This is a genomic window from Micromonospora sp. BL1 (genome assembly GCF_003667485.1).
In the GTDB taxonomy this organism is placed as follows: domain Bacteria; phylum Actinomycetota; class Actinomycetes; order Mycobacteriales; family Micromonosporaceae; genus Micromonospora; species Micromonospora tulbaghiae.
In genome coordinates this window covers 1-16,053 of sequence record NZ_RCVK01000259.1, presented here as the reverse complement: position 1 = coordinate 16,053, position 16,053 = coordinate 1, and the positions used below count along the sequence as shown (strand labels likewise).

Below are 16,053 nucleotides of genomic sequence, written 5' to 3'. Positions count from 1 at the left end.
CGTCGCTACCTGCGACTCCGAAGTGGAGCCTGGGTGACGGGAAGCCGTCTCATCCCGCCGGTTGACAGGTGGACGCGCTGGGCCATGCTTGTCGGGTGAGATCGTTCCCGAAGCCCGATGCGCGGGCGAAGGCCGTCGTCGCGTCCATGGCGACGGTGGCGGCGGTGGTGACCCTCGCCGTGTGGCGTCCGCCCGGCATCCTGTCGGTCGTGCTGGCCCTGGTCTGCGTCCTGCTCGCCATGATCACGGGAGTGACGGTCACCGCCGCGCGCCAGCCCGGCGGCACCGGCGGGCCCGCCCCGCAGGCCGAGAACTGGCCGGTCCCCCACCAGGGGTACGGAGTGGACGCCGACACGCTGGAGGCCATCGATCCGCGCGCGGTGCGTAACCTGCGCACCCCGGCGGGCCAGCCGATCGACGCGGACACGCTGGAGACGCTGGACCCGCGGGTGGTACGCGGCATGCGGGCGCCGACGGCGGTGGACGCCGACACGCTGGAGACGCTCGACCCGCGGTCGGTGCGGCAGAGCCGGACCGTGAACGGCCTCAGCGACCGGTGAGCGTGGGGCCGGCGAGCGCGTTGACGCCCCGGCCGGCCAGACAGCGGTAGGTGCGGTCCGCCTCGGCCTCCGGCGGCAGCACCTCCAGGTTCCACCCGCTCGCCGACTTGCCGCCGCTGACCAGCCGGAACGTGGCGGCGTTGCACACCTTGCCGACAACCGGGTCGGCCGCGACCGTCTCGTGCCGGGCCCCGGCGAGACCAGCCGGCAGGTCACCGGCGGCGTAGGTCTCCCAGGTGTGCTGGCCGTCGCACGGCACCCGGCTCGCCTCGGCCCGATCACGGCGCAGCCGTACCGGACCGAAGCACTCCAGCTCCGTCGCGCAGCGCGCCCCCGCGGGCAGCCGCACGTCGGCGGACGCGCAGCCGGGCACCGGCGCGGCACCGGCCACGCCGCTGGGCGCCGGCGTCGGCGCGACGGGCGGCGCGTGGCCGCCCGCGACCCAGCCGCCGCCGGCCGAGGCGGCCAGCGCCAGCACCCCGGCGCCGCCGAGGAACCAGCGCTTGGGCCAGCGCCGGGCACGCGAGGCCACCGTCGGGTGGTCGTCGTCGGCCGGCGGTCGCGGATTCGGCCCGCCGGTGCGGTGGAACCGGTCGCCGGTGGCGCCGTCGTACAGACCGCCGGTCGCCGGCGCGCCGTCCAGCGGCAGCGAGGCGAGCAGGCCACGCAGCTCGACCGCGGAGGGCCGCGCGCCCGGGTCGTTCGACATGCCCAACCGGAGTACGTCGATCAGCTCGCCGGGCACGCCGGGCAGGCCCGGGATCGGCTGCTGGAACATCTCCAGCACGGTGACCAGGCTCGGGTTGCGTTCGGAGTGCCAGCGCGGCGGACGGCCGTGCATCACCGCGTAGAGCGTGGCGCACAGCGAGTAGACGTCGACGGCGGGCGTGGGCGGGCTGTGGTTGAACGTCTCCGGTGGCGCGTACGCCGGGGTGAGCGCCTCCAGCATCACCGAGGAGTCGCGGAACTCGGCGAGCACCGCCAAGCCGAAGTCGGCCAGGACGGCCGAGTTGAACTCGGAGTGCAGGATGTTCGCCGGCTTGACGTCGCGGTGCAGGACGCCCGCCGCGTGCGAGTGGGCCAGCGCGTCGGCGATCTTCACGCCGAGGTCGCGGGTCTCCGCCGGGCCCAGCGGCGAGGTGCGCATCCGTTCGGCGTACGAGCCGTCGCACAGCTCCATGATGAGGTAGGGGTGCTGGTCGACTGTGACACCCACGTCGAACAGGTCCACCACGTGCGGGTGCGACGACATCCGCCCGGCGGCACGGGCCTCGCGCAGGAAGCGGGCCTGGTCTCGCTCGCTGTCCAGTGTGCGGTTCTCAATCTTGACCGCGACCTCGCGGCCCACGGAGATCTGCGTGGCCCGGTAGATGGTGGCGTAGCCGCCCCGGGCGAACACCTGCAGATCGGTCAGACCGGGCACGATGGGCAGCCGCAGGGCGCCGGGCGGGGTCTCGGTCACGGCTCGAAAATACCCAACGATCCGGACCCGTCAGCGCGCCGCGTCGGTGGCCGGCACCGGACCCGGGACGGAGTCGTCAGCCGCAGCGCCCGCCCGGCGGGCGTCCCACCACAGGCCGGCAGCTGTCGCGACAGCACCCAGCCCCTCCCACGCGGCGACCGCGAAGAAGCGGTCCGGCGCCACGTCGGAGAGCACCGCGATGGTGAACACGGTGAAGGTGACCAGGCGGAACCACACGGTGAACCGGTAGAACGGCCGCCACTCGGTGGCGACGGCGAGCAGGTAGTAGACCCCCATGTTGAACGAGGCCATCGAGGACGCGGTGAGGAACGTGCCGGTGTAGTCGCCCGGAGCGCGCTCGGCCGGCACCTCGAAGCCGAGCAGGCGTAGCTGCGTCTCCGGCCAGATCAGACCGAGCGCACCGAGCAGCAGCGCGAGGAGCCCGAAGACCGCGATCGTCCAGCCGGCGACCGAGCGCGGCAGCCTCATCGTTCCTCCCCAGCATGGTCTGCCGGTGACGCAGGCGCGCGCACCGGGAGGAGGCGACAGCCGATCCACGGCTGTCGCCGCCCCACGCTAACCGGCCCCACCGACGAACACATCCCCGGAACCGTCAGAACAAGGACGATCAGCCGCCGGAGAGGCGGACCCGCAACGCGTCCGCGACCATCCGCTCACTGCGCTGCTCGGTGGCGTACGCGAGGCGTACCGCCTCCTCCGCGTTTGTCAGCGCCTCGGCCCGGCGACCGCAGGCGTCGAGCGCCTCGGCCAGCACCAGCAGCGCCACCACCTGGCTGCGCACGTCCTCGGCCGGAGCGGTGATCGACCGCTGCGCCCAGTCGAGCGCCTGCTCGCGCTGGCCGTGGGCGAGCAGCGCGGCGGCGTACCGGGCCATCGTCTGCCGCCGCGAGAACAGCAGCGAGGGCGCGTTCGCCGCGCCGGTGGCCACCGGGGCGAGCAGCCCCACCGCGGTGCCCGGATCACCCGCCGCGAGGCGGGCCATGGCGAGCAGCACCCGCGGCGCGACCTGGGCCGGCGCCTGCGGGTTGTGCGGCTCCACCCGGGTCAGCACCGACCGCGCCTCCCGCTCGGCGGTCTCGTGGTCGCCCATGTCCAGCGCCACGAAGCCGCGCAGCGTGCCGGCCATGCCGGTGAGCAGCGGGTGGGTGGTCCGGTCGGCGTACTCGAGCGCCTCGGTGAACAGGTCGGCCGCGTGTTCCGGCTCGCCCAGCCCACGCGCCACCACCCCACGCACCACCAGCGCGAAGCCCTGCCCCCAGTCGTCGCCCACCTCGGCGAAGTCCCGGTACGCGCGCCGCGCCGCCCGGTCCGCCTCGGCCAGGTCGCCCAGTTCGGCGGTGGCGTACGCCTCGACCGCGCGCAGCGTCCCCACCGCCCACGCCTCGCCGACCCGCTCCCCGAACGGCAGGAACACCCGCGCCATCCGGCACGCCTCCCGCAGCCGGCCCGCGAGCAGCCGGGCGAATGCGGTGGTGCCGCGCAGCCAGGCCCGCCCGTACGGGTCCTTCAGCTCGGCGAAGAGCCGGGCGGCCCGGCCGAGCACCGCGTCGGTGCCGGCGAAGTCGCCCCGGGTGGTGGTCACCCAGGCCAGGTTCTGCAACGACCAGGCCTGCCCGCGGGGATCCCGTGCGGCGAGGCTGACCTGGTAGGACGCGGCCAGCCGGCTGCTCGCCTGTCCGAGCCGGCCGGCGATGAAGTCGGCCATGCCGAGCCGCCGCATCGCCGAGGCCCGCAGGGTGGGCAGGTCGTTGTCGGTGGCCACCTGCAACGCCTCCTGCCAGTTGCACTCGGCCCGCCCGGCGTCGCCGAGGGTCTGCTGGGCCTGACCGGCGAGCAGCAGCGCGGCGGTACGGGTGGCCGGGTCGCCGGTGTTCGCGGCGATCTTCTCGGCGAACGCGAGCGCGTCGGCCGGGCGGCCGACCTGGAGCAGCGCCCGGGCGTGCACCACCCGGTCGGCCGGTGGCACCCCGTCGCGGGCCAGTTCGGCCGCGCGCTCGGCGTACTCGACGGCGAGCGCCGGCTCCCCCGAACGCAGCGACCGGCGGGCGGCCCGGCCCAGCGCGGCCACGCCCAGCGGGGTGACCGCCCGGGCCGGCGCGTCCGGGCGCAGCTTGACCGCGTCGGCGAGCGCTGTGGCCCGCTCGACGTGCTCGGCGACGAAGTCGTCCCGGGCGGACTCGGTGAACGCGCCGCCCGGTGCGGCGCCGGTCTCGTCGACGCTCTCCGGCGCGGCCCAGCGGGCCAGCGCCGCGTGCCGCTCGGCCAGCTCGGCCTTGCTCACCCCGGCGTACGCGGCCTCCCGCATCAGCGGGGTGGCGAAGGCGAACCCGCTGCGGGTGCGGTGCAGCATGCGCCGTTGCAGCAGTTCCTCAACGGCCCGGTCCAGCTCGACGGCGGCCACCGCGGCGGGCCGCCCGTCCCGTCCGACCCGCTGCTCCCGAAGCGCCTCCAGCGCGCCCGCCGGTACGGTGTCGCCCACCACAGCGGCGTCGCGCAGCGCCGAGCGGGCGTTGGGCGGCAGTGCGTCGATACGCGCCGCGAGCACCGCGGCCAGGTCCCGGGAGAGCAGCCGGCTGCCCAGCGAGCCGGGGGCGAGCCGCCAGCCGACGTCGGCGCCCCGGCCCGGGCCGGCGGTGAGCGCTCCGCGCTCCATCAGCAGCGTGACCAGCTCGGCCAGGTAGAACGGGTTGCCCTGCGCGGTGGCGAGCAGGCGGTCCGCGTCGGCCTGTGGCATGCGGCCGCCGGACAGGTAGCTGGTGAGCAGCCGGGACGCATCAGCGCCGCGCAGCGGCGGCAGCGCGTGCACCTCGGCGTCCGCGACGCGGGTCAGCGCACCGGCGGTGCGTACCAGCTCGGGACGGCCGAGCAGCATCACCAGCACCGGCCCGCTGAGCCGGTTGAGGGTCAGCGCCAGCGCCTTGAGCGTCTCGGCGGTCGCGTCGTGCAGGTCGTCCACCACGATCACCAGCGGCGCCTCCACGGCGAGCGCGCTGAGCAGGTCCGCGACAGCCGTCGGCACCGCCTCGTCGTCCGGCGGCGGCCCGGCCGCGTTCCACTCGCCGTTCTCCGTGGCGGGCGGGAGTTCGGCGTACCCGAGCAGGGCCAGGAGCTGGTCCACGGCGATCGGCGGCGGGTCCCCGGGCAGCCGGGACAGGCGCTGGCCGAGGCGGCGCAGCCGCTCCTCGACGGCGGGCCGGGTGACGGCGGTGGCCGCGTCGCCGGGCAGGCCGACGGCGGCCCGGACCAGGTCGGCCAGCGGCGCCAGCCGGCGACGCTCGCCGAACGCCGCGCACCGCACCGAGAGCACCCGGGCGCCGGTGTGCGCCGCGTACCGCCCGGCGCCGACGTCGTAGCCGGCCGCGAGGCGTTCCACCTCGGCCGCGAACCGGGACTTGCCGATCCCCGCCTCGGCGGTCATCAGCAGCACCCGGGGCTCACCCCGGTCGATCACCTCGGCGAGCCGGCCGGCCACCCGGCCGATCTCGGTCTCCCGGCCCACGAACGGCGCCTCGTCGCCCAGGCCGGACCGGGTGCCGGGCGCGTCGAGCAGGCCCAGCAGCTCGTACGCCTCGACCGGCTCCCGCTTGCCCTTGAGCCGCAGCGGGCGCAGGGCACGCCAGGAGGCGACGTGCCGGGTCGCGGCGGAGGTGCGCGCCCCGGCGTAGACCGCGCCGACCGCTGCGGCGTCGGCCAGCCGGGCGGCGGTGTTCACCGTGTCGCCGATGACCGTGTACTCGATCGCCGCCTGGATGCCGGCGATCACGTCGCCGGTGTTGAGGCCGACGCGCAGGCCCAGCGGCGCGCCACCGCCGCGCTCGTCGTCGAGCACCCGCCGCACCGCGCGCTGCATGGACAGCGCCGCGCGGACGGCCCGCTCGGCGTCGTCCTCGTGCGCGACCGGCGCGCCGAAGACCGCCATGATCCCGTCGCCGGTGAGCTTGTCGACGTGCCCGCCGAACGTCTTGACCGCGCCCGCGAGGGCGGCGAGCACCCGGTCGGTGACCGCGCCGACCCGTTCCGGGTCCAGGTCCTCCGACCAGGAGGTGAAGTCCGACAGGTCGCCGAAGAGCACGGTCACCACGCGGCGCTCGGCGGCGGGCAGCGTGGCGGCAGCCGGCAGCGCCGCCCCGCAGTTGTGGCAGAACCGCGCCCCGGGCACGGCTACGGTTCCGCACACCGGGCAGGTCACGGCTGCTCCACCCCGAGGTGTTCGAGCTGGGCCCGGACCGACCACTCGGCGGCCCACCACAGCGACCTGTCGACGTCGGCGTAGACCACGGCGACCACCTCGGCGGCGGTGGTGGCGCCCGCGGCGACGGCGGCGCGCACCTGGTCCAGCCGGGCCCGCCGGTGGGCCAGGTAGAAGTCGGCCGCCACACCGCAGTCGGCCAGCGCCGGGCCGTGGCCCGGCAGCGCCGGGATCCCCCGGTACGCGGAGAGCAGTTCCAGGCTCGACAGGTAGTCGCCGAGGTGCCCGTCCGGGTGGGCGACCACTGTGGTGCCCCGGCCGAGGATGGTGTCACCGGTCAGCACGACGCGCTCGCCGTCGTGCGCGGCGACGAGGCAGACCGAGTCGGCGGTGTGCCCGGGGGTGGGCAGCAGCCGGATCTCCAGGCCGAACCCGCCGAAGTCCTCGCCCGGCTCGGTCAGCGGCTCACCACCGATGGTGTGCGCCGGGTCGGCGGCGAGCACGTGCACGCCGCCGAGCAGCTCGCTGAGCCGGGGCGCGCCCTCGGTGTGGTCCGCGTGTCCGTGCGTGATCAGCACGAGCCCGACCGGCCCGTGCGCCGCGATGGCGGCCAGGTGCCCCTCGTCGGCGGGCCCCGGGTCGACCACGACGGCGGGCGCGTCCGGCCCGGCCCGCAGCACCCACGTGTTCGTCCCGTCGAGCGTCATCGGCCCCGGGTTCGGCGCACGCAGCAACGTCACCCACCCCGGCAGCCCGTCCGCAAGCGCCCCCGCCGCACCGGCCATACGCCCACCCATGGGTGCGATCGTACGACTCCGCCCGCCACTCCCCGCGATCTTGCAGTTCCGGCCCGAGCTTTGTCCCCGTCTGGGGCTTCTGCCGGGGCCACAACCGCAAGATCGCGGGCTTCAGCGGCGGGCGCGGGTCACGCGACCTCGACGATGACCTCTACCTCTACGGGGGCGTCCAGGGGAAGCTCCGCCACGCCTACGGCGCTGCGGGCGTGGCGGCCGGCCTCGCCGAACACGGCGCCGAACAGGTCGGAGGCGCCGTTGATCACGCCGGGCTGGCCGGTGAAGCCGGGTGCGCTGGCCACGAAGCCGGTCAGCTTCACGACCTTGACCACGTTCTCCAGCCCGACCAGCGCGTCGATCGCGGCGAGCGCGTTCAGCGCGCACCGCTCCGCCAGGTCCTTCGCCTGCTCGGCCGAGACGCCGTTGCCGACCTTCCCGGTGGCGAGCAGCTTGCCCTCGGCCATCGGCAGCTGGCCGGACACGTAGACGTGCTGCCCGGACTGGACGGCCGGCACGTAGCTGGCCACCGGCGGCACCACCTCGGGCAGCGCGAGGCCGAGCTCGGCGAGCTTCGCGTGGGGTCCGTTGCTCATGGAGGTCAGCCCTTCGGACGCTTCAGGTACGCGACGAGCTGCTCCGGGTTCGGGCCGGGGACCACGGAGACCAGTTCCCAGCCGTCCTCGCCCCAGTTGTCGAGGATCTGCTTGGTCGCGTGGACCAGCAGCGGCACCGTGGCGTATTCCCACTTCTGCATCGGAGGAGGGCTCCCTTGCCTGACTTGGACTTCGGTCAGGCACAGCCTACGGTCCGCCGCGGTCACCAGGACGCGGGACGCGGCTCCGGCGCCGGCGGCGGCTCGCCGCACGGGCCCTCGTGCTCGAAGCGCTGCGGGCACCGGCTGCGGTCGGGCAGCAGCAGGTCGCAGAAGACCCGGTGCCTGTTGTTCTGGTCGTCGGCGGTGGAGACGGTGGTCTCGCCCGCGTCCAGCTCCACCAGGAAGCCCAGCGAGGTGGCCACCGTGCCGGCGAGCGCGGTGGCCGCCGCCAGGTCGGGCACCCGGACCTGGAGGTGGATGACGTAGCCGGGCTCGTCCTCGTCCCGCCCCTTCCCGCCGGAACGGGGAAGCGTCCGGATCCCGTCGGCCGCCGAGCCGTAGGAGCGCTCGTTGAACGGCGCGGCCGGCCCCTCGGCATCGCCCGGCCGTCCGGCCCGGTCACCCGGGAACTGACCTCGGGGACTGTTCTCCGCGTCGCGCATCCTTCGCCTCCGGGCGTCGTACCTGTTCAACCAACACCGCCATCCGGCTCGGAGCCGTCCCCGGCCCGGCTCTCCGCGTCGGGGACGAACGTAGATCCTGCGACAAGTCCCGGCAACGGGACGCGCACGTCTCGTCACCTCCAGTCACATTTGCGACACAAGGCTGGTCGGGAACGCGGTAGCCGACTCCGTCCGGCGGGGCGCGTACGCGGGGCTGGCAAGCGCCCCGCCGACCGATACCCTTCCGGACTGGACGCGCGCCGACGCGCGCCCGCACACCTCGACCCGTGCCCGTCGCCTGGGGCGGCGACGGGAGCCGCAACCCGGGGGAGACAGATGACCCAACCGCCCGCCGGTGGCGACACCGGCACGCCCGGCGACCCGAATCCGCAACCGCCGCCCACCGGCGGCGCACCGCCGGGATCCGCACCCACAGCCGGCCCGCCGGCCTACCCGTCCGGCACACCGCCGTATCCGCAGCCGCGCAAGCGACCGGCGGTGCTGATCGTCTCGCTGGTGCTGGCCGCCGCGGTCCTGCTCTGCGGCGGCGGGGGCACTGCCGCGTTCCTCGCGCTGCGCGACAGCGAGGACGGCCAGGGCGCGAAGGAGCCGCAGGTCGCGGTGGACGGCTTCCTCAAGGCCGTCTACCAGGAACGTGACGCCGAGAAGGCGGCCACGTTCGTCTGCTCCGCGGCCCGCGACGACGAGAAGATCGCCACGAAGGTCGCCGAGGTGCAGAAGTACGTCGCGCAGTACCAGAACCCCCGGTTCCGCTGGCCCACCCCGACCGTCGACAACCAGACCGGGGACCGGGCCACCGTCTCCGCCCGGGTGACCATGACCACCGCCGACGAGAAGGTCGCCGAGCAGGCGCTGCGTTTCACTGTGGTGCGGAAGACGGGTTGGTGGGTCTGCGAGGTCGGCTGATCCCACCGGCCGGACAGAGCTGGTCCCAACGGCTGGTTAGGCTCGACGGATGGCAGCGAGTGAGCAGCCGGCCGAGCCCGCCGGCAGATGGCCGGCCCGCCTGCACGTGGTGACCGGCAAGGGCGGCACGGGAAAGACGAGCGTGGCCGCCGCGCTGGCCCTCGGCCTGGCCGCCGAGGGCCGGCGCACCCTGCTGGTCGAGGTGGAGGGCCGGCAGGGCATCGCCCAGCTCTTCGGCACCGATCCGCTGCCGTACGAGGAGCGGCACCTCGCCGACGCGCCCGGCGGCGGTGAGGTGCGGGCGCTGGCGGTCGACGCCGAGGAGGCGCTCCTCGAATACCTGGACATGTTCTACAAGCTCGGCGCCGCCGGCCGGGCGCTGCGCAAGCTCGGCGCGATCGACTTCGCCACCACCATCGCGCCGGGCCTGCGCGACGTGCTGCTCACCGGCAAGGTCAAGGAGGCGACCACCCGGACGAACGGGTCACGCCGGACGTACGACGCGGTGGTGCTGGACGCGCCGCCGACCGGGCGGATCGGCCGCTTCCTCAACGTCACGGCGGAGACGGCCCGGCTGGCGAAGGTCGGCCCGATCAAGACCCAGAGCGAGGGCGTCTCCGCGCTGCTCCGGTCGCCGATGACCGCTGTGCACGTGGTCACGCTGCTGGAGGAGATGCCGGTCCAGGAGACGCTCGACGCGGTCGCGGAGCTGACCCAGCTCGGTTTCCCGGTCGGCCGCGTGATCGTCAACGGCGTCCGCCCGCCGGTGCCGGCCGGTCGGGCGGTCACCGCGGCCGAGCTGAAGCGCGGGCTGGCCGCCGCCGGCCTGCCGACCGACGGCCCGACCGTGGCCGGGCTCGTCGAGGAGGCCCGTGACCAGCAGGTACGCCGTGAGCTGGAGGACTCCCTCCGGGGTGACCTGGTGGATCTCGGCCTGCCCCTGGTCGAGTTGCCGCTGCTGCCCGAGGGGGTCGACCGGGCCGGGCTGGAGACGCTCGCCGAGGCCCTCGTCCGGGCGGATTGACTCACACCTGCGGCCGGCACGGAGCAGAGTGCCCCTCGGGACCGATACGCTCGATTGGTGCCTTCCGAAGACGCGGCGCCTCCGCTTGACGTCGACCAGATCCTCGCCGACGACGGCGTACGGATCGTGGTCTGCTGCGGGGCGGGCGGCGTGGGCAAGACGACCACGGCGGCGGCGCTGGCGCTGCGCGCGGCCGAGCGGCACGGCCGGCGGACGGTGGTGCTCACCATCGACCCGGCGCGCCGGCTGGCCCAGTCGCTCGGCCTGACCGAGCTGGACAACACACCCCGGCAGGTCAAGGGCATCGACGTCGAGGCCGGCGGCGGTGAACTGCACGCCATGATGCTCGACATGAAGCGCACGTTCGACGACGTGGTGCTCCAGCACACCGACCCGGCGAAGGCGGCGGAGATCTTCGCCAACCCCTTCTACCAGGCCATGAGTTCCACCTTCGCCGGCACGCAGGAATACATGGCGATGGAGAAGCTGGGCCAGTTGCACGCCCGGGGCGAGTGGGACCTGATCGTGGTGGACACGCCGCCGTCGCGCTCCGCGCTCGACTTCCTGGACGCGCCGGCCCGGCTGTCCCGGTTCCTCGACGGCCGGATGCTGCGGCTGCTGCTGGCCCCGGCGCGCAGCGGCGGGCGGAGCATGTTCAGCCTGGTCACGGCGAGCTTCGGGATGTTCTCGAAGGTGGTGCAGAAGGTGATCGGCGCCCAGCTGCTCACCGACCTGTCCGGCTTCGTGGCCGCCCTCGACTCGATGTTCGGCGGGTTCCGGCAGCGCGCCGAACAGACGTACCGGATCCTCCAGGCCCGGGAGACGGCGTTCCTGCTGGTCGCGGCGCCGGAGCCGGACGCGGTCCGGGAGGCCGCCTACTTCGCCGGTCGCCTGCGGGAGGAGCGGATGCCGTTGGCCGGGCTGGTGCTCAACCGGGTGCACCGGCCGGCGGCGGACCTGTCCGCCGCGGAGAGCCTGGCCGCCGCGGAGCGGCTGGCCGGCGTGGGTGGGCACGAGGGCACCGTCGAGGTGTTGCGCGCGCACGCCGCGCTGGCCCAGCAGGCGGTACGCGAGGAGCAGGTGGCGGCCCGGTTCACCGAGGCGTTCCCGGCGGTGCCGGCGGTGTCGGTGACGGCGCAGCCCGCCGACGTGCACGACGTCGACGGGCTGCGGACGATCGGCGAGGCGATCAGCCGGAGCTGACCGGTCCGGTCAGTTGGCCGTGGTGACCAGGATCTTGTCCTTGCCGGCCTTCTCCTTGGCGTTCTTCTTCATGGCCGCCTCGAACATCTTGCGCCAGCTGGTGACCTGCGGGTGGCGGCGCAGCAACGCCCGGCGTTCGCGCTCGGTCATGCCACCCCACACCCCGAACTCGATCCGGTTGTCGAGCGCGTCGGCCAGGCACTCGTACCGAACTGGGCAGCTCCGGCAGATCCTCTTCGCCACGTTCTGTTCGGCGCCCTGTACGAACAACGCGTCCGGGTCTCCGTTCTGACACGCCGCCAGTGACGGCCAGTCAGTGATCATGCCCATCTGTACACGTCCCCCCTTGCAGTACCTACCGACTTCGCGCGAGCAGCCCTCGTACTTCCCCCCGGTCGTTCGCGCCGGCCTCCCCAGGGCGGCACAAACGACTCATGGCTGCGGTCGCCGCCACCATCATGCTGTGTAGTCGCCCGATTACGCAACGTTGTCGGCGAAATCCATCATTCCGGACACTCCCGGCTTCCCGGGCTTTCGCCCCGCGACTACCCCGCCCGAGTACGTGAAAACGCTGCGCCACTGCCGGACTTCGGCAGAGACTTCCGCCGGATCTCACGCAACCCCGGACCAGGGCTCGTGCGTTTAGCACAACGAGGCCGGCGCATGCAGGAAATGGGGAAACTTCCCCACGCGCCCGCCGATTCCTACTCGCGTACCCTGTCGAGGTGACCTGGATGCGGAAACGTGACCACAACGTGCTGACCAACGCCGCATCGCTGCTGATCTGCGGCCTCTTGGCCGGAGTGGTGGTCGCCGCGGCGGCCTTCCCCGTGGCAGCGATGTCCGGACTGGCCGCCAAGGCCGGAGCGGAGACGTTCGAGGCGCTGCCCAAGGAGCTGACAGTCGCCCGGGCACCCCAGATCACCAAGCTGCTCGCGGCCGACGGCAAGACCGTGCTGGCCACGATGTACGACGAGAACCGCAAGGACGTCCAGCTCAAGGACATCTCGCCGTACATGCAGAAGGCCATCATCGCGGCCGAGGACCACGACTTCTACAAGCACAACGGCGTGGACATCAACGGTGTGGCGCGGGCCTTCGTCAACAACCAGGCCGCCGGCTCCTCCCGGCAGGGCGCGTCGACGCTCACCATGCAGTACGTCCGGCTGGCCATCTCCTACTCGGCCACCCACCCGGCCGACGTCGTCGCCGCGACCGAGGACACCAGCGGTCGCAAGCTGCGCGAGATGAGCCTGGCGCTCCAGGTCGACAAGGAACTCTCCAAGGACGAGATCCTCCGGCGCTACCTGAACATCGCCGCGTTCGGCAACGGCGCGTACGGCATCTGGGCGGCCAGCCAGGTCTACTTCAACAAGCCGCCGAGCAAGCTCGACATCCAGGAGTCGGCGATGCTCGCCGGCATGGTGAAGGCCCCCACCTCGTTCGACCCGACCACCAAGTCGGGCTACCCCGAGGCGGTCGGCCGGCGCGACTACGTCATCCAGAACATGGTGCAGATCGGCGCGATCAACCAGCAGGAGGCGGACGCCGCCAAGAAGATCAAGCTCGAGGTCAGGGGCAAGCGCACCCCGAACGGCTGCACCCAGACCACCACCCGCTCCTGGGGCTTCTTCTGCGACTACCTCTACCGCTGGTGGCTCCAGCAGGAGACGTTCGGCGCCACCTCGTACGACCGGGAGCGGCGGCTCAAGAGCGGCGGCTACACGATCATCTCCACGCTGGACGTCCAGGCGCAGAAGGGCGCCGACAAGGCCGTCCGCAACAAGCTCGGCGAGAGCAGCAAGGCGGCCCGGATGGTGGCCGCCGTCGAACCGGGCACCGGCCGGGTCCGTGCCGTGGCGGTGAACCGGAACTTCAAGCTCGACGACCCGGCCGACCCGCAGAACAAGATTTCCAGCGACCCGAAGAAGGCCAAGAAGAAGATCCGGGGCAACTACCCCAACACGGTGAACCCGCTGGTCACCGGTGGTCCCGGCATCGCCGGCTACCAGGCCGGCTCGACCTTCAAGATCTTCACGCTGGTGGCCGCGCTGGAGAAGGGCTACCCGCTCAGCTACCCCATCAACGCGCAGCCGGTGTTCAAGTCGGACTACCCGGTCGAGTTCAACTCCCCCGCCGCCTGCCCGGGCACCAGCAAGTACTGCCCGAAGAACGCCAACCCCGCGATGGCCGGCATGCACAACATGTGGAGCGGCTTCGGCTTCTCGGTGAACACGTTCTTCATCGACCTGCAGCAGCGGGTCGGCGCGGAGAACGTGGTGAAGGCCGCGCAGAAGCTCGGCATCACGTTCCGCTCGTCGAGCGACGCGCAGCTCGCCGCCAACCCGCACCAGTGGGGCGCGTTCAGCCTCGGCGTCTCCCAGACCACGCCGCTGGAGCTGGCGAACGCGTACGCCACGCTCGCCGCCGACGGCAAGTACTGCGAGCCGATCCCGGTGCAGGAGATCCGCGGTCCGGACGGCGAGAAGCTGGACGTCGCCAACCCCCGCTGCGAGCAGCGGGTCAGCACCGAGGTGGCCCGCGCCGCCGTCGACGCCGCGCGCTGCCCGGTCGGTGACCGCTCCTCCACCACCAAGTGCGGCCCCGCCACCGCCGGCAACGTCCGCAACATCGTCAACGCGCCGGTGGCCGGCAAGTCCGGCACCACCGACTCCGACCGCACCTCGGCCCTGGTCGCGATGACCAAGCAGTACGCGGTGGCCGGCATCATGGCCGACCCGGACTGGCCGCAGACCAACCAGAAGATGGGCCACGACGAGACGCCACAGGGCATCAACCCGGCGGTCTACCAGACGCTGCGTGACGCCATGAAGGGCAAGGAGCGGAAGAACTTCACCCCGCCCAGCGGCAAGATCGTCCTGGGCGACCAGCGCTCCATCCCGGGCGTGAAGTGCGAGTCGATCGAGACCGCGAAGTCCCGGCTGAAGGGTGCCGGCTTCGAGCCGGTGGTCTCCAGCAACAAGGTGCCGTCGGAGTGCCCGGCCGGCACCGCGGCCGGCACCAGCCCCGACGGGCGCACCATCAAGGGCGGCGTGGTGATGATCGAGGTCAGCTCCGGCCAGGGCGGCACCCCGGAGCAGGGCGGCACCGCGACACCGGACCGGCCGGGTGGCCCCGGCGGACCGGGTAACGGCAGACCGGGACGACCCGGGAACTGATCCCGGACAGCAGACAGCGACGGCCACCTCCTCCGGGAGGTGGCCGTCGTCGTTTCCGCGCTACGGAAGCGCCGGGTCAGAGACCGAGCTGGCGGCGTACCTCGGCGGCCACCCGACCACCCTCGGCCCGGCCGGCCACCGCGGCCTGGGCCGCCTTCATGGCCGGGCCCATCTGCGCCTTACCGGTGAAGCCGCCCGCGGCGAGCGCCCCCGAGACCAGCTCGGACAGCTCCTCGTCGGAGAGCTGCTTGGGCAGGTAGCGCTCCAGCACCTCGCCCTCGGCGGTCTCCTTGCCGGCCTGCTCGGCGCGCCCCGCGTCGGCGAACGCCACCGCCGCCTCGCGGCGCTTCTTCGCCTCCTTGGTCAGCACGGCGAGCACCTCGTCGTCGCTGAGCTCGCGCTTTTCCCGGCCGGCGACCTCGGCGTTGCCCACGGCGGCCAGGGCCATCCGCAGCGTGGAGGTGGTCAGCTCGTCGCGCGCCTTGAGAGCGGCGCGCATGTCGGCGGTGAGACGGTCCTTCAGCGTGCTCATGGACGGTGAAACTACCCTGAATGCCATGCGAAAGCGCACACTATTCCGGCTCGCGGCCGGAACCGTCGCCGCCGGCGCGGCCACCCTGGCGTACGCGTCGCTCGTCGAGCGCAACATGTTCACCCTCCGCCGGTACGACGTGCCGGTGCTCCCGACCGACGCCGAACCGCTGCGGGTGCTGCACCTCTCCGACCTGCACATGATGCCCGGCCAGCGACGCAAGCAGGACTGGGTGGCCTCCCTGGCCGCACTCGACCCGGACCTGGTCGTGGTCACCGGCGACAACATGGCGCACCCCGAGTCGGTGCCGGGCGTGCTGCGCGCCCTGCAACCGCTGCTCGACCTGCCCGGCGCGTTCGTCTTCGGCTCCAACGACTACACCGGGCCGGTCCTGAAGAACCCCTTCACCTACTTCCTGCCCGACCGGGAGTACACCGAGGGTGTGCCGCTGCCGTACGAGGAACTGCGCGACATCCTCACCGGCGCCGGCTGGGCCGACCTGAACAACGCCCGCACCACGCTCAAGGCCGGCGGGCGGGAGATCGAGCTGGCAGGCGTCGACGACCCCCACATCGAACGGGACGACTACGACGCCGTGGCCGGCCCGGTCAGCCGCGACGCGGCGCTGTCCATCGCGCTGTCGCACTCCCCGGAGCCGGTCCTGCTGGACCGGATGGCGGCCGACGGCTTCGGCCTGCTGCTGGCCGGGCACACCCACGGCGGCCAGGTCTGCGTGCCCGGGTACGGCGCGCTGGTGACCAACTGCGGGCTGCCCCGCTCGATGGCGCGCGGGCTGCACCGCTGGCCCGGCTCCGACTCCTGGCTGCACGTCTCCGCCGGCCTCGGCACCCACCCCACCGCCCCGATCCGCTTCGCCTGCCCACCCGAGGCCAGCATCCTCACGC

General features: G+C 73.4%; 15 protein-coding genes. 6 read left to right on the top strand and 9 right to left on the bottom strand.

All coding sequences use genetic code 11. From position 1 onward, the window contains the following. The first annotated feature begins 95 nt into the window (after positions 1-95). Positions 96-560 carry a hypothetical protein gene (locus EAD96_RS17915; protein ID WP_121685114.1) on the top strand — a complete coding sequence of 155 codons (465 nt, stop codon included), beginning with the start codon at positions 96-98 and terminating at the stop codon, positions 558-560. Here EAD96_RS17915 and EAD96_RS17910 read toward each other — a convergent pair. From EAD96_RS17910 to EAD96_RS17880, 7 genes are all read right to left on the bottom strand, one after another. Further along, entirely contained in the window at positions 547-2,022 is a 1,476-nt protein-coding gene (locus EAD96_RS17910; protein ID WP_121685113.1) for a serine/threonine-protein kinase, read from the bottom strand. The two genes, EAD96_RS17915 and EAD96_RS17910, sit on opposite strands and share 14 nt — an antisense overlap. 30 nt (positions 2,023-2,052) lie before the next feature. After that, complete coding sequence (locus EAD96_RS17905; protein WP_120572754.1) at positions 2,053-2,511, bottom strand: hypothetical protein; 459 nt, start codon at positions 2,509-2,511, stop codon at positions 2,053-2,055. 139 nt (positions 2,512-2,650) lie between these two features. After that, a complete protein-coding gene (locus EAD96_RS17900; RefSeq protein ID WP_121685112.1) occupies positions 2,651-6,232 on the bottom strand; it encodes an adenylate/guanylate cyclase domain-containing protein in 3,582 nt (1,193 codons plus the stop codon). After that, a complete protein-coding gene (locus EAD96_RS17895) occupies positions 6,229-7,017 on the bottom strand; it encodes an MBL fold metallo-hydrolase (protein ID WP_121685111.1) in 789 nt (262 codons plus the stop codon). The genes EAD96_RS17900 and EAD96_RS17895 overlap by 4 nt, the downstream gene beginning before the upstream one ends. A 140-nt stretch (positions 7,018-7,157) precedes the next feature. After that, positions 7,158-7,619 (bottom strand): RidA family protein, encoded by a 462-nt coding sequence (locus EAD96_RS17890; protein ID WP_120572751.1) that lies wholly within the window; start codon positions 7,617-7,619, stop codon positions 7,158-7,160. Positions 7,620-7,624: 5 nt separating this feature from the next. Then, positions 7,625-7,780 (bottom strand): DUF4177 domain-containing protein, encoded by a 156-nt coding sequence (locus tag EAD96_RS17885; protein ID WP_013289021.1) that lies wholly within the window; start codon positions 7,778-7,780, stop codon positions 7,625-7,627. 62 nt (positions 7,781-7,842) lie between these two features. Then, a complete protein-coding gene (locus EAD96_RS17880) occupies positions 7,843-8,283 on the bottom strand; it encodes a hypothetical protein (protein ID WP_120572750.1) in 441 nt (146 codons plus the stop codon). Positions 8,284-8,619: 336 nt separating this feature from the next. Here EAD96_RS17880 and EAD96_RS17875 point away from each other — a divergent pair, with 336 nt between their 5' ends. From EAD96_RS17875 to EAD96_RS17865, 3 genes are read left to right on the top strand one after another with little or no spacing between them, the layout of a single operon-like run. Continuing rightward, a complete protein-coding gene (locus tag EAD96_RS17875; protein WP_120572749.1) occupies positions 8,620-9,210 on the top strand; it encodes a hypothetical protein in 591 nt (196 codons plus the stop codon). 49 nt (positions 9,211-9,259) lie between these two features. Beyond that, the gene (locus EAD96_RS17870; protein ID WP_121685110.1) at positions 9,260-10,234 is read left to right on the top strand and encodes an ArsA-related P-loop ATPase; all 975 of its coding nucleotides are present in this window, start codon (positions 9,260-9,262) and stop codon (positions 10,232-10,234) included. 54 nt (positions 10,235-10,288) lie between these two features. Continuing rightward, complete coding sequence (locus tag EAD96_RS17865) at positions 10,289-11,437, top strand: ArsA-related P-loop ATPase (RefSeq protein ID WP_176739757.1); 1,149 nt, start codon at positions 10,289-10,291, stop codon at positions 11,435-11,437. A gap of 9 nt (positions 11,438-11,446) precedes the next feature. Here the strand turns inward: EAD96_RS17865 and EAD96_RS17860 are convergent, their stop codons facing one another. Continuing rightward, positions 11,447-11,767, bottom strand: a complete 321-nt coding sequence (locus EAD96_RS17860) for a WhiB family transcriptional regulator (protein WP_013289026.1) — start codon at positions 11,765-11,767, stop codon at positions 11,447-11,449. A 404-nt stretch (positions 11,768-12,171) separates the two neighbouring features. Here EAD96_RS17860 and EAD96_RS17855 point away from each other — a divergent pair, with 404 nt between their 5' ends. Next, complete coding sequence (locus tag EAD96_RS17855) at positions 12,172-14,616, top strand: transglycosylase domain-containing protein (protein ID WP_013474969.1); 2,445 nt, start codon at positions 12,172-12,174, stop codon at positions 14,614-14,616. 76 nt (positions 14,617-14,692) lie between these two features. On the opposite strand, the gene EAD96_RS17850 is transcribed toward EAD96_RS17855, so the two are convergent. Next, positions 14,693-15,148 (bottom strand): GatB/YqeY domain-containing protein, encoded by a 456-nt coding sequence (locus EAD96_RS17850; protein ID WP_121685109.1) that lies wholly within the window; start codon positions 15,146-15,148, stop codon positions 14,693-14,695. 25 nt (positions 15,149-15,173) lie between these two features. Here EAD96_RS17850 and EAD96_RS17845 point away from each other — a divergent pair. Then, the coding region (locus EAD96_RS17845; protein WP_147457897.1) for a metallophosphoesterase at positions 15,174-16,053 on the top strand (880 nt) is incomplete at its 3' end.